Origin of the sequence: Clostridium aromativorans (assembly GCF_020908015.1) — a bacterium.
Classification (GTDB): Bacteria; Bacillota; Clostridia; order Clostridiales; family Clostridiaceae; genus Clostridium_B; species Clostridium_B aromativorans.
In genome coordinates this window covers 180,166-199,937 of the sequence record NZ_JAJJPB010000001.1, presented here as the reverse complement: position 1 = coordinate 199,937, position 19,772 = coordinate 180,166, and the positions used below count along the sequence as shown (strand labels likewise).

Genomic DNA, 19,772 nt, shown 5'->3' with positions numbered 1-19,772 from the left:
GTGACAGAGAGGATGGGTGTAGTTAAATTGTTCAGTTGAATATTAAAATGAGTCAAACAGGAGAATGGTTGGTATGAGTGATAGGAAGGGAGCAATAACTGAAAGAAAAGCGTTCATTTTCAATGTGCAAAAATACAATATGTATGATGGGCCGGGAGTAAGAACACTGGTGTTTTTCAAGGGATGTCCACTGCGCTGCAGATGGTGTGCGAATCCTGAAGGACTGGAACGAAAATATCAAGTTATGTTTAAAAGAAATTCTTGTATTGATTGTGGTGCCTGTGTTTCGGTGTGTCCAGTTGGAATACATACCATTTCAGAAAAATTGAAGCATGAGGTCAATCATAGTATTGATTGTCTGGGATGTCGTAAGTGTGAGAATGTATGTCCTCAGTCTGCATTATCTGTTATGGGAGAAGTAAAAACTGTTTCCGAACTTATGGAAATCATTGAGGAAGATAGAAGATTTTATGATGTTTCAGGCGGGGGTGTCACGCTGGGAGGCGGCGAGGTAACCATGCAGTGGGAATTTGCTGCAAGTCTGCTTATGGCATGTAAGCAGGAGGGAATCAATACTGCTATTGAAACCTGCGGCTATGCAAAACTGGAATCAATGCTTAAAATTGCTGAATTTTTGGATTTGTTTCTTTTTGATATAAAGCATATCGATTCTGAACGACACTATCAGCTTACGGGAGTTCACAATGAGCGGATTTTAAATAACCTAAAAGAACTTCTTCATCGCAGGTACAATGTAAAGGTCAGAATGCCTTTATTGAAAGGTATAAATGATAGTCAAAATGAAATTGAGAGTGTAATTGATTTTTTGATGCCTTTCCGCGATTATAAGAATTTTAAAGGTATAGATCTGCTTCCCTATCACAAATTAGGGGTAAATAAGTATGTACAGCTGGGTAGAGAGTATCCAATAAAGGGCGATCCAAGCTTGAGTAGTGATGAATTGGACAGAATTGAGAGTTGGATTAAAAAATATGAATTCCCGGTTGCAGTTATAAAGCATTGATGAGTTGTTGAAATAAAAAATAAATGGAGATGAAATTTACAACCGCTCCTATTACAAGAACATGAAAAGGAAGAGAATAATGATAATCGGACCCACGAATTGTGGGAAGACCACCTTGGCAAATGCGTTGAATGACTATAGGGGTCCATTGAGAAAAGCACAGGATATTATTTATGGGAAAAATACTATAGATGTTCCAGGTTCTTATATTGAAAATACATGGATGTACAAGCATATAATTGCAGCTGCCCAGGATGCATCGCATGTTTTGATGTTAATTGACCAGTCAAGGTGTGTTAATGTGTATTCCCCTGGTTTTGCCAAAGCATTTAGATGTCCTGTAGTTGGTGTAATTACCAAAGTCGATTTGATGGCAGAAAATGAAGAATTCTGCTTTAAACAGTTAAAACAGATAGGAATTGTAGAACCTTACTATAAAATCAGTGTCCCTAGTAGGATAGGTATTGATGCTTTAAAAGAGTATTTATTTTTTAAAAAGAAGTAAAGGGGGATTGAAATGAAATTTATTACCGAAATTGATTTGAGGGATTTATATAGAAAAGAACCTTTTACAGATTATAAGATTGAACCGGGGACAAGGCTTACGCCGGGAGCACGTCAATTTTTGGCAGATAGGGGAATAAATAAATTTGACAATGGTTCTTATGCAAAAAAAAATGATGTAAATAAAAGGCATCTATCTGAGCTGCCAAAAAAACAAGATGATTGGAAAAAAAAGAAACTCCGCAGCAGAATGAAGTCAGTAGAGGCATTATTTTTTATCACAGAGGAAGAATTTTTAAGCAGAGATGTCTTTTTGGCACAGAGCATTATTGATCTGGGTAAACAATTTACTAAAATTAAGAATGCTCTGGATAGTAAAAGCCCCATTGAAGATCTTTGCCTTAAGGAATGTATGGGAATAAATGCTGATAATTTTTCTAATGATTTAGATGATTGTTTTGAGATTACTGATTTCCATGTGCAGTTGAAAAATGGCAGGGATATTATAATCTTGCATAGGCTGCGCTGTGCCCTTAGGGAAATTGAACCGGTTGTTTTAGAAGCTTATGAAGACAGTGATGATGGAAATGAATTGCTGTATAAAGATATTATTGGGAAAGTTAATCAGATTATCAATGCCTTGTCCCAAAGGATTTGTTCTATTTTTGGAGGTAAAAAATGTCAGAGAAAAAATTGACTTTTAAATTTTGCGATAAGCTTGTAGATGATTTTGAACATGTAGTAAAACATCCTATTGTGGATAAATCGTCTGTTTATTATACGGGAGTTGATTTAGGAACTGCCTGTGTTGTTTTAGCAGTTCTAGATGAAAACTATAGGCCGGTAGCAGGCGATTATAGATATGCTGATGTAGTTCGCGATGGTATGGTTGTAGATTATATTGGTGCAATTAATATTGTCAGGGAAATGAAACGGGGAATCGAGGAAAAATTGGGTACAGAATTGATTTATGGTGCTGCAGCCATTCCACCTGGAACAGATGAACTGGATTCGGGGGCAGTTAGAAATGTGGTTCAGGCTGCTGGCTTTGAATTGACTAACGTGCTTGATGAACCTACAGCTGCCAATAAAGTACTCAAAATCAAGAATGGTGCAGTGGTAGATATTGGCGGTGGAACCACGGGAATTTCGATTCTTAAGGATGGAAAAGTTGTGTACATTGCTGATGAACCCACAGGTGGTACTCAACTTTCTCTGGTCGTATCCGGTGCATACAACATGCCTTTTGAGAAAGCGGAACTTTACAAACGTAATTCTGAAAATCATAAGGAACTGCTGCCGGTATTAAAGCCAGTAGTTGAAAAAATTTCGTCTATTATTAACCATCACATCAAAGGTTATGATGTACAGGAAATATCCCTGGTAGGAGGGACATGCTGCTTGACAGGTATTGAAAAAATTATAGAAAAGCAGACGGGGATTTTTACTCATAAACCACATAATCCAATGTTTGTGACTCCCTTGGGTATAGCACTTAGCTGTAGACAGGAAGGTATGTAATAGGAGATGGTTGTGTATGGAGTTCCGAATTATTAAATCTCCTTCAAAAGGTGCTGTAGACATGCTTATGCGGCGCTCAGGGGCCAGTGGTATTAGTAAAGATTCAATTCGCATTGATGCAGTTGGCCTTGTACAGGGAAAAATGATAGAGATGATTTGTGCAGCTGATATTGCCGAAAAGGCAGTTGATGTTACGGTAGAAGATATTAGAGGCAGTTGTCCTCAAAATATGATAATGATTGCAATTTTTGGCGATACAGCATCTGTTGAATCAGCAATTCGAGAGATTAAACGCAATTTCAAAAAGGGGAAGGATTTATGTTAACGGCAAGATTGATTGACAATATATGGGCAACAAGAAAGGCAGAGTCGCTTAATGGACTGAAGTTCATGTTGGCAGAGGTAATTGGCGGCAGTGATGCTGGCAAGCGTTTAATTGTTGCAGATATCATCAGTGCTGGTATTGGAGATAGGGTTATTGTATGTACGGGTTCATCAGCTCGAAGGATGCTGGGGAATGATGATATTCCAATTGATGCGGCTGTTGTCGGAATAATTGATGAAGACTGCAATTTTGAATAAATTCAGGAGGTGTAAGGATGAGTCTTCTTGATATGGTGAGAGAAGCTGGCGTTATCGGTGCAGGCGGTGCAGGGTTTCCTACCCATGCAAAGCTAACATCAAAGGCAGAGTATATACTTCTTAATGGAGCTGAATGTGAACCGCTGCTGCGGGTAGATCAGCAGCTGATGAAACTGTTTCCCGATGAGATAATTAAGGGGTTTGAAGCAGCTGGAAAGTTAGTGGGTGCTGCCAAGGGCCTTATAGGTATTAAAGGAAAGCATAAAGAAGTAATTTCCATACTTCGTAATAGGATCAAGGCACTTCAAGTAAGTGATTTTATTGAAGTCAAAGAACTTCCAGATATTTATCCAGCAGGTGATGAACAGGTTTTGGTTTATGAGCTGACAGGTAGAGTTGTTCCAGAAACGGGTATCCCAATTAAAGTTGGATGTGTGGTAGTTAATACAGAAACAGCATTGAATATTTATCACGCTAATCTTGGAGAACCGGTTACGGAGAAATATATTACAGTTGCAGGGGATATTCCCAAACGATTGACTGTAAAAGTACCGGTAGGCACACCTATTATAGATGTGTTAAAACTGAGTGGTATAGAAAATTTTGATGATTATGCAGTTATTGATGGCGGCCCTATGATGGGACCTGTCATGGATAATATAGATGGATATGTTACAAAGAAGAATAAGGGATTTGTAATTTTGAAAAAGCAACATTCTCTAATCCGAAGGAAATCCGTTAATATAGAACAGGCAAGAAGAGTAAATAGATCTTCCTGTGAACAGTGCCGTATGTGTACGGATATGTGTCCTCGTTATCTTCTTGGACATAATATGCAGCCGCACAAGATAATGAGGGCTTTGAATTATGCATTAGATGATGTTGAGGGTCAGAAGATTGCACAGCTGTGCTGTCAGTGTAATTTATGTGAATTGTTTTCATGTCCCGCAGGGCTTTATCCCAAATCTGCAAATCTATATTTTAAGGGGAAACTGGCGGAGCAGAATATAAGGTATAAACCGATTAAGTCGCAATTTGCTGCCAGAAAAAGTCGTGAATATCGTTTGATTCCAAGTAAGCGTCTTATTGCAAGGTTAGGTTTGAATAATTTTGATAGACCGGCTCCTATGACAGAAGTTAATATGGAACCTGAATTAGTACATATTGCGATGAGGCAGCATGTAGGAGCGCCTGCAGTTCCAATTGTCAATCCTGGCGATTATGTACAGGTGGGACAGCAAGTTGGTAAAATTCCTGAAGATAGCCTAGGTGCCGCCGTTCATGCAAGTATTTCAGGAAAGGTTATCGAAAGTGAAAATGGTTTTATTGTGATAAGGAGGGAATGATATGTTGAAAGCAATAGGAATGGTAGAATTTACAAGCATTGCACGTGGTATATATGCAGCAGATCAGATGGTAAAAATTTCTCATGTGGAAATAGTTACGGCAGGTTCTACCTGTCCTGGCAAATATATTGCTATTGTTGACGGGGATGTTGCAGCAGTAAAAGATTCAGTAGATATTGGTGAAAGGCTGGCAGGAGAATTTTTAGTTGATTCTATTGTTATACCAAATGTAAGTCCGGCAGTGTTTCCAGCAATAACAGGTGCAACTGTACCAGATGAAATTCAAGCCTTGGGAATTATGGAGTCTTTTTCTCTGTCAACAATGATTGCTGCAGCTGATGCAATCCTTAAAGCTGCAGAGTTACAGCCATTAGAGCTTCGCCTGGGAAATGGATTAGGTGGTAAGTCATTCTTTACTTTTACTGGTGACGTGGCTGCAGTTGAAGCTGGTATTGGGGCCGGAAAAGCTATTGCAGAGGAAAAAGGTTTATTAGTAAATGCAGAGGTAATACCTTCACCCTCTGATATACTGGTGGCATCTTTACTTTAAATATGTAAAAGCTTTTATATATGGGAGGATGTTTTCAATGATTATATCAATGAATGAAAGGATGTGGAGGAATGAAAAAATTAATTTGTGTCAAAGATGTTGACGATGCGGAAAAGCAAGGTCAAAAGACAGTTTATATTGACTGTAATACGATTATTACTCCATCGGCTAAGGATGCAGCCAGAGCTCGTGGAATAGAGTTTTCTACAGAAACTCAAGTTTGCAAAACAAAGGAGCCTTGTGAAACAAAAAGTTCCTGCGAAACGAAGAACTCTTCTGTGGAGAAAGCTCCTGAACCTCTAAAAAATTGTGAGAGTGGAATTAGCAGTGATATGATCTATAAAGTGCTCAAGGTCATGATGGATAAGGGTCTTTTAAAAGGTGTACTTGATTCAGTTTCCAATAAACCATATGTTGCTGAAAGTGATTGTAGCGGTTTGAAGTTAGTCCGTGGAAACTCAGTAAAATTTGATACCTTTGATACTGGGAATCCAAATGCCAAAGTATGTTATCAGGAATTGATCAGTAAAGATGATTCTTCTATGAGTGCCGGATTTTTAACAATTGATCATTCTAGTTTTGACTGGAAACTGACTTATGAGGAGATTGATTATGTTATCGAAGGTACATTGACAATTACTCTTAATGGGAAGACATTCACTGTACACCCGGGTGACGTACTCTATGTTCCGTCGGGATCCAAAGTTATATGGGGATCTCCTGACAAGGTCAAGTTATTCTATGTTACATATCCAGCCAACTGGGCTGATCTTGTAAGCTAGAACTAAGAGGGGGACTAAGTGATGCAAGCACTTGGATTAATCGAAACGAAAGGACTCGTTGCAGCTATTGTGGCTGTAGATGCCATGCTCAAGGCAGCATATGTGAATATTTTGGAGAAGACATATGTAGGAGGAGGCCTTGTTTCGATTGCTGTAACTGGTGATGTAGCTGCAGCAAAAGTAGCTGTAGAAGCTGGTGCAGCTGCAGTTAAATTGATAAATAACACATTACTGATTTCACAACATGTAATTCCACGTCCACATGAGTATTTAGACAAGATAATTGTATCATCAGTACCAGCGAAAAGTGAAGATATTTTAGTTACTGCTTCAGCAGAAGCCGAATTAAAAGAAGAAGTGGAAAACATTGTAGAGGTTCCTGTTGAGGTTAAAGAAACAGTAACAATTGAAGATTTAGGAGTAAAGGAGACAAATAATAGGGAATCCATGCCAAAAGAAACAACAGTTTTGTTGAAAGAAGGTTTGAGTAAAAAGCACAATAAGGAAGCTGTAGACAAGATAGTATTTGAATGTGGCCCTGAGAAAGCCATTGAGATTTTAAGCAAATATAAGGTGGTAGAACTTAGAAATCTAGCACGCAAATATGAAAACTTTGGCATTAGAGGAAGGGAAATTTCTAGAGCAAGTAAAAAGCTGCTGATTGCAGAGTTTGGAAAGTATTATGGGCATAGTTAACACAGTTGCAGAAATTAAAATAAATAATAAAAGTTTTATGAAAAATAATGGAGGGATCACAATTGGAAAATATTGATTATGATTTACGTTCTGTACAAGAAGCGAGAAATCTTGCACGTCTAGGAAAAATTGCAGCAGATCAAATTGCTAATTATACTGAAGAGCAAATCGATAAAATTCTGCGCAATATGGTTAAAGTGGCAGAGGAAAATGCAGTTTGTTTAGCCAAAATGGCTGTAGAAGAAACCGGTTTTGGAAAGGTTGAAGATAAGACTTATAAAAACCATATGGCTTCTACTTGTGTATATAATTCTATTAAAAATATGAAGACAATTGGTGTAATCAAAGAAAATCCGGTTGATAAGGTAATTGATATTGCAGAACCTGTTGGCCTAGTAATGGGTATAGTTCCTTCTACAAATCCAACATCCACCGCTATTTTCAAATCAATGATAGCAATTAAATCACGTAATGCCATTGTATTTTCACCACATCCTGCTGCAATAAAATGTACAACAAAAGCTGTTAGTCTCATGTGTAATGCAGCAGTAGAAGCAGGTGCTCCTGCGAATATTATAGGCAGCATTTTAACACCGTCTATGAATGCTACGAACGAGTTGATGAAATGCAAAGAGGTTTCCATGATAATTGCAACTGGAGGACCGGGGATGGTAAAAGCTGCTTATAGTTCTGGAAAGCCTGCATTGGGCGTCGGTGCTGGTAATTCTCCAGCTTATATTGAGAAAACAGCTGATGTTCACGAAGCGGTTAGGGATGTTATTGCTAGTAAGAGCTTTGATTATGGTACTATCTGTGCATCTGAACAGTCTGTAATTGCTGAAGAGTGCAATCATGATGCTATAGTAACTGAATTCAAAAAACAGGGTGGATATTTTATGACAGCTGAAGAAACCAAAAAAGTTTGTAATCTACTTTTTAAAAATGGCGGCCACAGTATGAGTGCAAAATTTGTTGGAAGATCACCACAGGTCATTGCCTCTGCTGCAGGTATTTCAATTCCAGAGGGAACAAAAGTTTTACTTGGAGAACAACAGGGTGTTGGTGACGGTTATCCGCTTTCTTATGAAAAATTGACAACAGTACTTGCTTTTTATACAGTTAAAGATTGGCATGAAGCATGTGATTTAAGTATTAGATTGCTTCAAAATGGCCTTGGTCATACTATGAACATCCATACAAATGATAGAGATATGGTAATGAAGTTTGCTAAAAAGCCAGCATCCCGTATTCTGGTTAATACCGGTGGAAGTCAGGGCGGCACTGGTGCAAGTACAGGGTTATTGCCTTCCTTTACATTAGGCTGTGGTACATGGGGAGGAAGTTCTGTTTCTGAAAATGTCAGTCCGATGCATTTGATTAATATCAAGAGGGTTGCATATGGTATTAAAAACTGCAGCACATTGGCTTCAGATGATCCGACGTTCAATCATCCTGAACTTTCTGGCAGCTGTGGGAATCAGCGGGATTTAGGATGCTATGCTACGAGTCCTGCCTCCTATGTTGCAAAGAGTACTTGCCAGAATAAAGCTAATTATGATAAGGAATGTTATAGTACAAATTCTGATTCAACTGACAATGAAAAGCTTACTAAGCTGGTAAGTGAATTAATAGCTGCGATGAAGGGAGCTAATTAAAATGGACAACAAGTATGAAGCTGTCCTCAAGCTTTTACTGGAGACTGTCAAAGATAATATGCCTTCTGAAGGTAGGAGAGAGGATGAGTATAAAATTCCAATCGGAATTTCGAATCGTCATGTTCACCTTTCACAGGTAGATTTTAACACCTTATTTGGAGAAGGATATCAGTTGACTAGAGTTAAGGATCTAACACAACCAGGACAATTTGCGTGTAAGGAGACTGTGACTATCTGCGGCCCAAAGGGTGCCATTGAAAAGATTAGGATTCTTGGCCCAATACGCAGTAAGACACAGGTGGAAGTTCTAAAGGGAGATTCTTTTAAATTGGGGACAGTTCCACAGATTAGAATGTCAGGTGATTTACACGGAACATCTGGAATTACTATAGTTGGACCAAAGGGATCCATTCAGATAAAAGAAGGATTGATTGTTGCACAGCGTCACATCCATATGACACCTGGAGATGCACAGCATTTTGATGTTCATGATGGGCAAATAGTAAGCATTCAGGTTGATGGGCCGCGAGGTGGTATTTACAATAATGTAGTTATTAGGGCAAATGATGCTTCGGCTTTAGAATGTCATGTTGATACAGAAGAAGCAAATGCCATGAATCTTAATAATGTATCGAAAATTACAATAATAAAATAAGGTATTAGGAAGAAAGGAGAAAAAAAATGAAATATGATGCATTGGGAATGATCGAAACGAGGGGTTTGGTAGGTTCTATTGAAGCAGCAGATGCTATGGTTAAAGCAGCTAATGTTTATTTGATTGGTAAGGAACATGTTGGAGGCGGTCTTGTAACAGTGATGGTAAGAGGAGATGTAGGTGCTGTAAAGGCAGCTACTGATGCTGGTGCAGCAGCAGCACAGCGTGTTGGTGAGTTGATTTCAGTTCATGTTATTCCACGTCCGCATGTGGAAGTTGAAAGTATTCTTCCTAAAATTGAAAAGGAAGATGAAAAATAAATTGTAGATCATAAATAAGGTTTTAGGAGGGAGAAAAAAATGCAACATGATGCATTGGGAATGATTGAAACAAAAGGTTTAATAGGTTGTATTGAAGCAGCAGATGCAATGGTTAAGGCGGCAAATGTCCATTTAATTGGTAAGGAACATGTTGGAGGTGGTCTTGTAACAGTGATGGTAAGAGGAGATGTAGGTGCTGTAAAGGCAGCTACTGATGCTGGTGCAGCAGCAGCACAGCGTGTTGGTGAAGAACTGATTTCAGTTCATGTTATTCCACGTCCGCATGTTGAGGTTGAATCTATTCTTCCTAAAATTTCTGAAGGAAATGAAGAGTAGACAAAAATTTGATATTTGAAAAGACATATGAAGATGACTTTAAAATAAGATATAATATGCTATCATCTTATGATAGATGCTAAAATCAAAATGATAGTTTGTTTAGAGAACGTATCTGGATCCATGTAAATCAAATCGGGATACGTTCTTTTTTCAAATGTAATTGGTACTATAAAATTTATAAAGGGAGGCTATGATGCACTGGTTTTTTCTATTTTTAGCAATAACGTTGGAGCTAATAGGTACTTCGTTAATGAAAATTTCCAATGGATTAACGAGGTTATTTCCATCCATAGGTATGTTTGTTGCATATTTTTTATGCTACAGTGTATTTTCATTGGCTTTAAAGAAAATAGATGTAAGTATTGCATATGCAATATGGTCAGGGGTAGGAATTACAGTAATATCAGTTATTGGAATAATGTTTTTTAAAGAGGAAATTAACATGGGTAAAGTAATATCTATAATTTTAATTATCACTGGAATAGTAGGCTTAAATTTAAGCGGTGTAAATCATTAAAAAATGTTAGTACAGATGGCTACCATATTAGGGTAGCCATCTGTATTTACTTTGTGTAAATTAAATTTTAAGTACATTTTCTCTTTTTATAGCTTGTTATAGCTTGAATATGGAAATCATGTTTTTCAATTTTTCAGAGCTTGATTTTGATTCTGCTGTCTGATTCAATACGTTATTGCTTAATTCAGCTACTTCTGAAGACATCTGTGCTATGCTTGTAGTTCCCTGTGCACCTTCTTCCGATGCTGCAGATACCTCTCCCACGGATTTTACTATATCAGAAATAGATGAAAGTAATTTTTCAGATATTTTATTGAAATCATCAATCAATTTTTTGATTTCAGAAGAATCTTTGCTGTACTGTTCTCCTGTTTTAACTAAATTAGTATAATCAGGCACCACTTGTTTTTCGATAAATTTCATTATATCTCTTGAACTATTTCTAAGTGCATCTACGGATTGAACTACATCCTTATTGGTATTTTGAATTTGGATGACCATGTTCTGAGATGAATCGGCTAGCTTTCTGATTTCATCTGCTACAACGGAAAATCCTTTTCCAGCTTCTCCTGCACGTGCTGCTTCGATAGATGCATTTAGTGCAAGTAAATTTGTCTGTGAGGTTATCTCCAATATTTCATCTGTCAATGAGTTTATTTGCTCCACAGCTTTTGACTTTTCAAGTGCCAGTTGTAATTTTTTATTCATATCTGAACTCATGTCATGTACATTCTGTTGAGATTGAATTGCAGAGGATTTCAGAGCATCAGCTCTTGTATTTATTTTTTCTGCAGATTTTAATCCGCTTTCGATTGCTGATGACATGCTTTCAACGGTTTTCTTTATTTCAGATGCCGAGTTGTTCATTTCTTGAGAGGATGCCGCAGTTTCTTCCATTCCGGCAGAGAGTTCCTCTGTAGTTGCAGATACATCACCAATCTTTGAGTTTAGGGTACCTATACTTTTTTCCACATTGCTTATTGAATGATCTACATTTAAAGAATTGTCTTTCACGCCTTTTACTATATTCTTAATTGATTTTTGCATTTTCCACATAGAATTTATCATATTTCCAATTTCATCTTTGGATTTTGAAAACTTAGAATTAATTTCCTTACTGAGATCTCCCTGTGCCAATAAATCCAATTGATCTTCCGTATATTTAAGTCCTTTGGTCATATAACCTACAATTAATACTGTTACCAGGATTATAGCGGCAAGTCCAATACAGGCCATAAGTATTATTTCTCTTAATTGAGCATAGAAATCCTTTAAAATATTTGCCATGGGAATATCAATGCATAGACTCCAATTCATATCATAGTCACTTATTTTTACCGGGTATGCTACTCTGAAGACGTCCTCTCCTGTTGAAATTGATTTTCCTATGGCTTGAATCTGTTTGCCTGCAGATGTTTGGCTTACAACATTATTCCAGTCACTACCACTTTTCTTTGCATCAGTCATTATCAACTTCTTATTGGCCCCATTTGCTACATATATACCATTTTTCGATAAAAGTTGAGCATATCCTCCCATGGGTTTTATTTGATCTACAATATTTTGAAATGTTTCAAGTCTGTAATCTATGGATACAACTCCTCGAAAATTTTTATTTTCATCTAAAATAGGTACTACCAAAGATGCCATGGAGATATTATTGCCATTAACTTTATATACAGTTGGTTCCGTCACAAATACTCGTTTACTTCTTTTAGGAGTATTATACCAGGTCATCTCAGTTTCAGAATTATATGCCGGTTCAATATGAAAAGAGCCGTTGCTTCTGGTTACATAGGGTATAAACAATCCCTTTTCGCCGTATCCCGGTTTTCCTGCATAGGAAGAATCCTTGCCGTCAAAGGCATTTGGTTCAAAAGCCACTGTTATTCCATAAATATTAGGATATTTATTCAATATATTTTTTTGCATATCAATGATAATATCTCTATTCTTAACACCTTTTTTTATCTGACTGTTTATTGAATCTTTGAATGTATCACCTATTGTTTCAAGTGTTATAAAATGACTGTCAACCTGGGATGCATAGGATTTTGACATTTCCTCTGAGAGAGTTTTAGCTTGTGATATACTGCTATTATATAACCTGACTAATAATATAGAAAACGTAGCTGCGAAAGTTAGTATCAGCAATAGTCCAATTATAGTGCTAATTTTTACTTTTAAACTCATTTTTTGTAACATAAATTTTATCCCCCTTTTACGTTTTTAAATCATATATTAGTATATAAAAATAACCATTTTTATTAGCTAAAATAGTTGGTATAATTTGTATAAATAAAGAACCCTAGCGATTTTATGTTAGAGTTCGATAAAAGATTTATAATAATTAGTACTTTAAAGATTTTATACTATGTTGCAATAATTTCATAACTTTCAATCTCTCTGTGCTGACATACGTGTATATTTTCTGTAGGATTGAGGAGTCATATTCATCTGTGTACAAAATACCCTGTTAAAATAAGAAGGATCTGAAAAACCACATTCTATTGAAATGCGATAAGCGGGATAATTGGTTGTCTCTAACAATCTACAGGCATGTTGAATTTTTAAATTGATTATATAATTTGAAAATGAAACCCCCATTTCCTTCTTAAAAACACGACTGAAATACTTGGGACTTAAAAATACTCTAGAAGCAACCATTTTCAAAGTGATTTTTTCTCTATAATGTTCTTTAATATATTTTATGGATTCCTCTATAAAGTATCGTTGACTTCCTCTAGAATCTTTAATATTTTCGTCAGGATTTTCTTCTGTCAATGCATCACAATCGTTTGCTGAGTCCAGCATTTTTCGGAAAACCTGTTTGATAACATTGGGTTTTACAGGTTTCAACAAGTACTCGAAAACTTGCAGCCTGATTGCTCTTTGTGCATAGGAAAAGTCCGAATAGGCGGACAAAATTGTAATAAATACATTGGGTAAAAATTTTCTGATTCTCTCAATGGCACTTAAACCGTCCAATTCAGGAATCATTATATCCATTATGATAACATTGGGTTGATATTGCTTTGCTAGATTGATGGCCTGTATTCCGCTTTCGCAGGTCAGCAGCTTATCTTCTGGAAAAAGCTCTTCAAGCATAACTGATCTAAGAAATTCTTGCTCAAGCATTTCATCTTCTACAATCAAAACCACGCTCATTGCTATCACCTCACAATAGGCTGGGTAGGAATTGTGATAGTAACGGTACTACCACTATAATCAGACTTTACAATTTCCAATCCGTACTGTTTCCCATAGTATTGTTTTAAGCGTTTGTCTGTATTCCAAAGCCCTAAACCCGATTTATTTTCAAATTTTTTCATGTTTAGCAAAATGTCCTTTGGAAAGCCATTTCCGTTATCCATAATGGAAATAATAATTTCCCTTTTACATTCCTCTGCACAAATAATTATTTTACCTCCTTCTCGTTTTGGTGTAATTCCGTGGATTAAGGAGTTTTCAACAATTGGCTGGATAACCATATTGGGAATTGTGTAAGATTTAATATTTTCAGGAATATCTATGCTGTATTCAAGGCGGTTTTTAAATCTCACTTTCTGAATATACAGGTATTTTTCAATATTATTGATTTCAGCGCCAATAGTGTGAAGTTGGTTTTCCTGTTTTAAGTTGTATCGCAGCAAGTCAGAAAGGCAATAAATGAGTTTTTCTGTTGTGTGAGAATGCTCAAAATAAGCCACACGGGCGATGCAGTTTAAAGTATTAAACAAAAAATGAGGATTAACTGCTAAAGACATGTTTTTTGCCTCTAGATCAATGATCTTTTTTTCCAGTATCTCTTTTTCAATTGATAACCTTTTCACATCTTGATGAAAATAACTTATATTTTCAGATAAGTCAAGAGAAATATTTTTAGCAATTTGACCGCATAAACGTTCATGTATTTTAATTTTATTGGATTCCACGGTTTTCAGTGAGGAAATCGATTTAGCAACAAATTCTAATTCTTCAGCTTTGCTCTCTTTGGAGGGATTTATATTAATCATGTATTTTTTATATTCATTATCCTTCAAATATACCTGCATACCGGCTACGTATCCTAAGGTTTCATTTTCTACTCTGATGGGAAAAAGTATATTTTCAAGGCCATATCGACATACAAATCTACCCTCGCCCTTGGGATTTAATCGACATCTGTAGTCAGGGCATACTTCTCCGCCCTTTTCCTGACATACATGTGTACAAAAATCAGGAGATGGAATAAATTCAAGCAAAATATTACCATTTGTATCTGCCAGAAACAGAGGAATATCTGATAAGGATAAAATACCACTATAACGATCGTATAAATTTGAGGATATTAATTTTTCAAGTGGATTATTAGTTTTATTCATACCTGTAAATGCACCTCTTATGACCTTATAATTGTACGTGAAGGAAGAAATTATCTAAACTTCATTGTAATACATAAGAATATGAAAGTAAACTAGTAATTTACCTTACTCTTTGAGTTTCGTCAAAAAGAAACCAAAGTTAATATTTTATAAGTTATTTTCTGTGATTTTGAACATTTTATAAATAGCATTTTCTACAAATATATATAAGTTCCTCAATTTGTTCTAAAAGCTGTATGGATTGCTTATTAAAATAAATATTGGATTTCAGTTTAAACTTACCTTCCATGATTTCCTCTCCTATTTTCTACTGAACTTTAATAATTACCATCATTTATGATACCATATAAGATAACTGATTTATTGTAGAATTAATGTATATTATTAGTATTATTGTATCTAGTTAAAATATTATATTGTATAATATCGTTTTTTTTGAATAATATCCACTTTTATTTTGAAAAGTGGAACTATTACAATAGAAGTTATTGTAATGGAATATTTGTAATGGAATCTAGAACTATGTCTATATAATTCTAGATTTCTGACTTCTATATACTGGTATCAGCTAGAAGAGACATATAAGGTAATATGTTGATTTTTAGGCATATTATTGTTATAATGATCCTTGTAATGGATTTCAGGAAATTATAAATTGGCGCATTTATTTGGTTGCTTATGTCTTCTTAATTAACAAAACAATAGATTGAATATGTGTGGTGGATTATTTATGGAAATGGAAGAATTAGTACAAAAAAAACTGCGTCTTGTTTTTAGTGACGACAGTATAATATTTGACAAAACTCGTTTTGCAGGTGGACTTACTAATTACAACTATATTATGAATATAAATGGAACAGAGTATGTTGTCCGGCAGCCAGGCGGTATGACCAATTTAATGATTGACCGAAAAATTGAAAAGCTTAATAATAAAATTGTTTCAGAGCTAGGCCTGAGCTCTGAGTGCATTTATTTTGATGAGGTAAGTGGGATTAAAATCAGTGTATATATTGAAAATAGTAAAAATATTGCCCAAATAGATCCTTGCTCTTCAGCTAATATAAAAGCTGTTTCTGCTCTTATGAAAAAGATTCACTCCAGCCAAAAACATTTTCCCAATTCTTTTAATTGGGAAAAAGAGTTAAACAAATATGAGCATATTATTAAAGAACTTAATGGAGATTTTTTCTTCGACTATGCTGCATTAAAAAAACGACTGCTGGATTTTATGCAAAAGAATATTAAAAATACAATTTCTGTCCCCTGTCACAATGATACGGTGCCCGAAAACTTTGTGGTGGATAATAAAGGAAGAACCTACCTTGTAGATTGGGAATATTCCGGGATGAATGATCCGAGTTGGGATGTAGCTGCGTATATTCTTGAATCCAGACTAACTGAAGATGCAATTAAATATCTCCTTTTAGACTATTATGGTAAGTTTCCCATGCCTTCAGAAATATTAAAAATAAAATGCTATATGATGGCACAGGATTTGCTGTGGATGGTATGGGCCATGATTAGGCACTACAGCGGTGATGATTTTCTCGATTACTGCTGTTTTAGGTATGAGCGTTTTCAAAGAAATGTCAAGACAATAACAGTTTCATCAGATTATTCCATTGCTGATATGGTAAAGAAATGTTAATAGAGAAGGAAACATTGAAATTTTTATGCTTACTATGATAAAATAAGTAAGTATATTGATTATCATATTTTTATGACTATTAGTTATAGAAAGGATAATGACTCTAACTTTTTTGGGGTTGGAGTTATTTTTGTTTAATATTTATTGATTGTGGGTAATTCATAAGTATGAGAATAATGTAGAAGTTCAATTAATTATATGTGAGGAGAAAATATAAATGAATATTCTTGTTACACTGGATTCAAATTATTTAAAACCATTAAAGGTTATGCTGAAATCTTTATTTATGAATAATCCTGAAGAAAGATTTTATATTTATATGATGTATTCAAATATGGAAGAAGATGAGATTTATAATGTAAATAAATTTGTAAAAAAGGAAAACCATAAGCTTTTTATAATAAAAGTGGAGAATGAACATTTTAAAGATTCACCTTTGACTATGTATTATACTAAAGAAATGTACTATAGATTATTGGCATTTGAGTTTCTACCTTTAAATGTGGATAAAATATTATATCTTGATCCCGATATTCTGGTTATAAATCCAATAAGAAAATTATATGATATTTGTATTTCTAAATATCTTTATGCTGCAGCATGTCATAATATATTGACAGTTAAAGAAATCAATAAGTTGCGATTAAAACCTTATCAAATCGAAACATATTATAATTCCGGGGTTCTTTTAATGAATATTGATCTGCAAAGAGAAATTGTAAAAGAAAAAGAGATTTATGATTTTGTGAAGAAAAATAAAAATAAATTAATTTTGCCGGATCAGGATATAATTAATGCACTGTATTCCAAATATATAAAAAAATTTGATGAAATATTATTTAATTATGATCCTAGATATTATAAATATAATAAAATTTTAAGTAAAGGTAATATTGATATGGATTATGTAATTAATAATACTTCCATAATTCATTTTTGTGGAAAGAAAAAGCCCTGGCAAAAAAATTATGTAGGTGAATTTTATTCACTGTATAAACATTATGAAAAAATGGCATTATCTCACACATAAAAAAATATTTTAAATTGTTCATGCTATTGTTTAAGGATAGAGAAGATATAATATATATACTAAGTGATTAAAATAAAAATAGTAAAATTAAAGTTGTTGAACTATAATTATAAAAAAAGGAGGATTTTACATATGAGTAAAGTATTAGACGAGGCCATCAAATATATAGAACAATCCAGGACAGGATTGCTGATTACCGTAGGTGAGGACGGTGCACCATATGCGAGAGTTATGGGAGCATTTTCAAATGCCAGAGCCAATCTGTATTTTGAAACGGGGAGAAAATCAAATAAGGTCAGCCATATAAAGAAAAATCCAATAGTTACTTTTTATTTCCAAAATGAGAATCAATCCTATAATACCTTTAAAAGTGTTTCTGTAACTGGAGAGGCATCGGAAGTACTTCAGAGCGATGATGACTTTAAGAGCGCAGTGGATGGAATAAGTGTCAGGTATCCGGTATTAAAGGAAAATGTAGATAAAGGTAATATTGGAGATTCCGTCATATACAGGATAAAGACAAAATTTGTGAAGATGGCTGATTATACTAAAGATCCAAAGGAAGTAAAAGAATTAGTGTAAACAGAATGTTTAATATCAGACAAAAACATCAAATTCAAAGTGGAGTACTGCAAAACTGTTCTTTAAAATAATTTTACAGCACTCTATTTTTAACTTATAAAGGGATAAATAAAGTGTTTTCCAAATTGTGACGATACATTTGAATTATACGGTGTACATATTATAATTAACTTCAAAAAGTAAGTGAGGAGTTGTTTTATTTATGGCAAAGTATGAACTTAATAAAAATTTGGCTCAAATGCTTAAAGGCGGAGTGATTATGGATGTGGTGAATGCCGAACAAGCTATAATTGCTGAAACGTCAGGGGCATGTGCGGTTATGGCACTTGAGAAGGTACCTGCGGATATAAGGACACAGGGTGGAGTTGCAAGAATGTCCGACCCCAAAATGATAAAGAAGATAAAAGCATCGGTATCCATACCGGTTATGGCCAAGGTTAGAATAGGACATTTTGTTGAGGCTGAGATACTGGAGGCTATAGGAATTGATTTTATAGATGAAAGTGAAGTACTAACCCCTGCAGACAATAGATATCATATAGATAAAAAAAGATTTAGCGTTCCTTTTGTATGCGGTGCAAGGAATTTAGGGGAGGCTTTAAGAAGAATTGGCGAAGGTGCGGCTATGATAAGGACAAAAGGAGAAGCTGGTACTGGAGATGTAGTTCAAGCTGTTACTCACATGAGAAGCATAATGGATGATATAGGAAGAGTTAAAAATTCGTCAAAGGAGGAGTTGATGACATTAGCTAAGGAATTTGGGGCTCCTTTTGACTTATTAGAATTTGTTTGGAAAAATGGAAAGCTTCCCGTAGTTAATTTTGCTGCGGGTGGAATAGCTACGCCTGCCGATGCAGCACTTATGATGAAACTAGGAGCTGAAGGGGTGTTTGTGGGTTCGGGAATATTTAAATCGGGAAATCCGGAAAAAAGAGCTAAGGCAATAGTTATGGCAACAACAAATTATAATGATCCCAAGTGCATTGCTGAAGTATCTGAAGATCTCGGGGAACCAATGGTGGGTATAAACTGCAGTGAATTGGACAGCAGATTTGAAGAAAGAGGCTGGTAAGATGAAAATAGGGGTACTTGCACTTCAGGGTGGGGTAATAGAGCATATTCATCACTTAAAAGCCCTTCACTGTGAAACGGTTGAAGTAAGAAAGCCTAAAGAATTAGATGGATTACAGGGAATTATTCTTCCAGGTGGAGAAAGTACGACTATTGGAAGACTATTAAGGGAAACGGATATTTTTTACAAGCTTAAAGAAAAAATAATGAATGGTTTTCCGGTGTGGGGAACCTGCGCAGGTATGATACTTCTTGCAAAAAATATTGAAAATGATAAAAAAAATCACCTGCAGGTAATGGACATAACTGTTAAAAGAAATGCCTATGGAAGTCAGATTAACAGCTTTTTAACCTATGAGAGGATAAATAAAGTTTATAATGGTGAAGTACCTTTGATTTTCGTAAGGGCTCCTTATATCACCAAAGTAGGAAATGATGTGGATGTATTGTGCAAAGTTGATGAAAATATTGTAGCTGTAAGACAGGATAATATGCTGGCCACTTCCTTCCATCCTGAATTAACAGATAATCTTCAATTTCACAGATATTTTGTCAATATGTGCAGTAATGGCTGAAATAAAATTCA

The 19,772-nt window shown here is 35.2% G+C and carries 23 protein-coding genes; 20 read left to right on the top strand and 3 right to left on the bottom strand.

What is annotated here, in order from left to right; all coding sequences use genetic code 11:
- Positions 1-73 precede the first annotated feature (73 nt).
- From cutD to LN736_RS00870, 15 genes are all read left to right on the top strand, one after another.
- Positions 74-1,024 carry a choline TMA-lyase-activating enzyme gene (gene cutD, locus LN736_RS00940; RefSeq protein ID WP_150356869.1) on the top strand — a complete coding sequence of 317 codons (951 nt, stop codon included), beginning with the start codon at positions 74-76 and terminating at the stop codon, positions 1,022-1,024.
- Positions 1,025-1,085: 61 nt separating this feature from the next.
- On the top strand, positions 1,086-1,529 hold the full coding sequence (locus tag LN736_RS00935) for a EutP/PduV family microcompartment system protein (protein WP_150356868.1): 444 nt from the start codon (positions 1,086-1,088) through the stop codon (positions 1,527-1,529).
- Positions 1,530-1,541: 12 nt separating this feature from the next.
- Positions 1,542-2,225, top strand: coding sequence for an ethanolamine utilization protein (locus tag LN736_RS00930; protein ID WP_229980451.1), 684 nt, complete (start codon positions 1,542-1,544; stop codon positions 2,223-2,225).
- Positions 2,207-3,049 carry an ethanolamine utilization protein EutJ gene (gene eutJ, locus LN736_RS00925; protein WP_150356866.1) on the top strand — a complete coding sequence of 281 codons (843 nt, stop codon included), beginning with the start codon at positions 2,207-2,209 and terminating at the stop codon, positions 3,047-3,049. Before LN736_RS00930 ends, eutJ begins: the two co-directional genes overlap by 19 nt.
- Positions 3,050-3,065: 16 nt before the next feature.
- A complete protein-coding gene (locus LN736_RS00920; RefSeq protein WP_150356865.1) occupies positions 3,066-3,374 on the top strand; it encodes a BMC domain-containing protein in 309 nt (102 codons plus the stop codon).
- Positions 3,368-3,631 (top strand): EutN/CcmL family microcompartment protein, encoded by a 264-nt coding sequence (locus tag LN736_RS00915; RefSeq protein ID WP_150356864.1) that lies wholly within the window; start codon positions 3,368-3,370, stop codon positions 3,629-3,631. The genes LN736_RS00920 and LN736_RS00915 overlap by 7 nt, the downstream gene beginning before the upstream one ends.
- 17 nt (positions 3,632-3,648) lie before the next feature.
- Positions 3,649-4,977, top strand: a complete 1,329-nt coding sequence (locus tag LN736_RS00910) for a 4Fe-4S dicluster domain-containing protein (protein ID WP_150356863.1) — start codon at positions 3,649-3,651, stop codon at positions 4,975-4,977.
- Position 4,978: 1 nt separating this feature from the next.
- Positions 4,979-5,527 (top strand): BMC domain-containing protein, encoded by a 549-nt coding sequence (locus tag LN736_RS00905; protein ID WP_150356862.1) that lies wholly within the window; start codon positions 4,979-4,981, stop codon positions 5,525-5,527.
- A gap of 71 nt (positions 5,528-5,598) precedes the next feature.
- Positions 5,599-6,309 (top strand): cupin domain-containing protein, encoded by a 711-nt coding sequence (locus tag LN736_RS00900; protein ID WP_150356861.1) that lies wholly within the window; start codon positions 5,599-5,601, stop codon positions 6,307-6,309.
- 21 nt (positions 6,310-6,330) lie between these two features.
- Positions 6,331-7,005, top strand: coding sequence for a BMC domain-containing protein (locus LN736_RS00895; protein ID WP_229980449.1), 675 nt, complete (start codon positions 6,331-6,333; stop codon positions 7,003-7,005).
- A gap of 62 nt (positions 7,006-7,067) precedes the next feature.
- Positions 7,068-8,660 (top strand): acetaldehyde dehydrogenase (acetylating), encoded by a 1,593-nt coding sequence (locus LN736_RS00890; protein WP_150356859.1) that lies wholly within the window; start codon positions 7,068-7,070, stop codon positions 8,658-8,660.
- A gap of 1 nt (position 8,661) precedes the next feature.
- Positions 8,662-9,315, top strand: coding sequence for a phosphate propanoyltransferase (locus tag LN736_RS00885; protein ID WP_150356858.1), 654 nt, complete (start codon positions 8,662-8,664; stop codon positions 9,313-9,315).
- 26 nt (positions 9,316-9,341) lie between these two features.
- On the top strand, positions 9,342-9,635 hold the full coding sequence (gene eutM, locus LN736_RS00880) for an ethanolamine utilization microcompartment protein EutM (RefSeq protein ID WP_150356857.1): 294 nt from the start codon (positions 9,342-9,344) through the stop codon (positions 9,633-9,635).
- A gap of 39 nt (positions 9,636-9,674) precedes the next feature.
- Positions 9,675-9,971 carry a BMC domain-containing protein gene (locus tag LN736_RS00875; protein ID WP_150356856.1) on the top strand — a complete coding sequence of 99 codons (297 nt, stop codon included), beginning with the start codon at positions 9,675-9,677 and terminating at the stop codon, positions 9,969-9,971.
- Positions 9,972-10,167: 196 nt separating this feature from the next.
- A complete protein-coding gene (locus tag LN736_RS00870; RefSeq protein ID WP_150356884.1) occupies positions 10,168-10,491 on the top strand; it encodes a DMT family transporter in 324 nt (107 codons plus the stop codon).
- A 96-nt stretch (positions 10,492-10,587) separates the two neighbouring features.
- On the opposite strand, the gene LN736_RS00865 is transcribed toward LN736_RS00870, so the two are convergent.
- From LN736_RS00865 to LN736_RS00855, 3 genes are all read right to left on the bottom strand, one after another.
- Entirely contained in the window at positions 10,588-12,696 is a 2,109-nt protein-coding gene (locus LN736_RS00865; protein WP_150356855.1) for a methyl-accepting chemotaxis protein, read from the bottom strand.
- A 192-nt stretch (positions 12,697-12,888) separates the two neighbouring features.
- Positions 12,889-13,659, bottom strand: a complete 771-nt coding sequence (locus LN736_RS00860; protein WP_229980447.1) for a response regulator transcription factor — start codon at positions 13,657-13,659, stop codon at positions 12,889-12,891.
- Between the two features lie 5 nt (positions 13,660-13,664).
- Positions 13,665-14,855 carry a histidine kinase gene (locus tag LN736_RS00855; protein ID WP_150356853.1) on the bottom strand — a complete coding sequence of 397 codons (1,191 nt, stop codon included), beginning with the start codon at positions 14,853-14,855 and terminating at the stop codon, positions 13,665-13,667.
- Between the two features lie 730 nt (positions 14,856-15,585).
- Between LN736_RS00855 and LN736_RS00850 the strand changes: the two genes are divergently transcribed.
- The 5 genes from LN736_RS00850 to pdxT all read left to right on the top strand — a co-directional run bounded on the left by LN736_RS00850 (position 15,586) and on the right by pdxT (position 19,761).
- On the top strand, positions 15,586-16,503 hold the full coding sequence (locus tag LN736_RS00850; protein WP_150356852.1) for a choline kinase family protein: 918 nt from the start codon (positions 15,586-15,588) through the stop codon (positions 16,501-16,503).
- Between the two features lie 217 nt (positions 16,504-16,720).
- Entirely contained in the window at positions 16,721-17,533 is an 813-nt protein-coding gene (locus LN736_RS00845) for a glycosyltransferase family 8 protein (RefSeq protein ID WP_229980445.1), read from the top strand.
- Between the two features lie 132 nt (positions 17,534-17,665).
- Positions 17,666-18,115: a pyridoxamine 5'-phosphate oxidase family protein gene (locus LN736_RS00840; protein WP_150357272.1), complete on the top strand. Its 450-nt coding sequence runs from the start codon at positions 17,666-17,668 to the stop codon at positions 18,113-18,115.
- Positions 18,116-18,317: 202 nt separating this feature from the next.
- Positions 18,318-19,187: a pyridoxal 5'-phosphate synthase lyase subunit PdxS gene (gene pdxS / locus LN736_RS00835; RefSeq protein ID WP_179977934.1), complete on the top strand. Its 870-nt coding sequence runs from the start codon at positions 18,318-18,320 to the stop codon at positions 19,185-19,187.
- Position 19,188: 1 nt separating this feature from the next.
- On the top strand, positions 19,189-19,761 hold the full coding sequence (pdxT, locus tag LN736_RS00830; protein WP_229980747.1) for a pyridoxal 5'-phosphate synthase glutaminase subunit PdxT: 573 nt from the start codon (positions 19,189-19,191) through the stop codon (positions 19,759-19,761).
- The last annotated feature ends 11 nt before the right edge of the window (positions 19,762-19,772 follow it).

Bases quoted from the DNA above. Each gene is read 5' to 3' on its own strand.
- cutD (WP_150356869.1), top strand. From the start codon at position 74: ATGAGTGATAGGAAGGGAGCAATAACTGAAAGAAAAGCGTTCATTTTC.
- LN736_RS00935 (WP_150356868.1), top strand. From the start codon at position 1,086: ATGAAAAGGAAGAGAATAATGATAATCGGACCCACGAATTGTGGGAAG.
- LN736_RS00930 (WP_229980451.1), top strand. From the start codon at position 1,542: ATGAAATTTATTACCGAAATTGATTTGAGGGATTTATATAGAAAAGAA.
- eutJ (WP_150356866.1), top strand. From the start codon at position 2,207: ATGTCAGAGAAAAAATTGACTTTTAAATTTTGCGATAAGCTTGTAGAT.
- LN736_RS00920 (WP_150356865.1), top strand. From the start codon at position 3,066: ATGGAGTTCCGAATTATTAAATCTCCTTCAAAAGGTGCTGTAGACATG.
- LN736_RS00915 (WP_150356864.1), top strand. From the start codon at position 3,368: ATGTTAACGGCAAGATTGATTGACAATATATGGGCAACAAGAAAGGCA.
- LN736_RS00910 (WP_150356863.1), top strand. From the start codon at position 3,649: ATGAGTCTTCTTGATATGGTGAGAGAAGCTGGCGTTATCGGTGCAGGC.
- LN736_RS00905 (WP_150356862.1), top strand. From the start codon at position 4,979: ATGTTGAAAGCAATAGGAATGGTAGAATTTACAAGCATTGCACGTGGT.
- LN736_RS00900 (WP_150356861.1), top strand. From the start codon at position 5,599: ATGAAAAAATTAATTTGTGTCAAAGATGTTGACGATGCGGAAAAGCAA.
- LN736_RS00895 (WP_229980449.1), top strand. From the start codon at position 6,331: ATGCAAGCACTTGGATTAATCGAAACGAAAGGACTCGTTGCAGCTATT.
- LN736_RS00885 (WP_150356858.1), top strand. From the start codon at position 8,662: ATGGACAACAAGTATGAAGCTGTCCTCAAGCTTTTACTGGAGACTGTC.
- eutM (WP_150356857.1), top strand. From the start codon at position 9,342: ATGAAATATGATGCATTGGGAATGATCGAAACGAGGGGTTTGGTAGGT.
- LN736_RS00875 (WP_150356856.1), top strand. From the start codon at position 9,675: ATGCAACATGATGCATTGGGAATGATTGAAACAAAAGGTTTAATAGGT.
- LN736_RS00870 (WP_150356884.1), top strand. From the start codon at position 10,168: ATGCACTGGTTTTTTCTATTTTTAGCAATAACGTTGGAGCTAATAGGT.
- LN736_RS00865 (WP_150356855.1), bottom strand. From the start codon at position 12,696: ATGTTACAAAAAATGAGTTTAAAAGTAAAAATTAGCACTATAATTGGA.
- LN736_RS00860 (WP_229980447.1), bottom strand. From the start codon at position 13,659: ATGAGCGTGGTTTTGATTGTAGAAGATGAAATGCTTGAGCAAGAATTT.
- LN736_RS00855 (WP_150356853.1), bottom strand. From the start codon at position 14,855: ATGAATAAAACTAATAATCCACTTGAAAAATTAATATCCTCAAATTTA.
- LN736_RS00850 (WP_150356852.1), top strand. From the start codon at position 15,586: ATGGAAATGGAAGAATTAGTACAAAAAAAACTGCGTCTTGTTTTTAGT.
- LN736_RS00845 (WP_229980445.1), top strand. From the start codon at position 16,721: ATGAATATTCTTGTTACACTGGATTCAAATTATTTAAAACCATTAAAG.
- LN736_RS00840 (WP_150357272.1), top strand. From the start codon at position 17,666: ATGAGTAAAGTATTAGACGAGGCCATCAAATATATAGAACAATCCAGG.
- pdxS (WP_179977934.1), top strand. From the start codon at position 18,318: ATGGCAAAGTATGAACTTAATAAAAATTTGGCTCAAATGCTTAAAGGC.
- pdxT (WP_229980747.1), top strand. From the start codon at position 19,189: ATGAAAATAGGGGTACTTGCACTTCAGGGTGGGGTAATAGAGCATATT.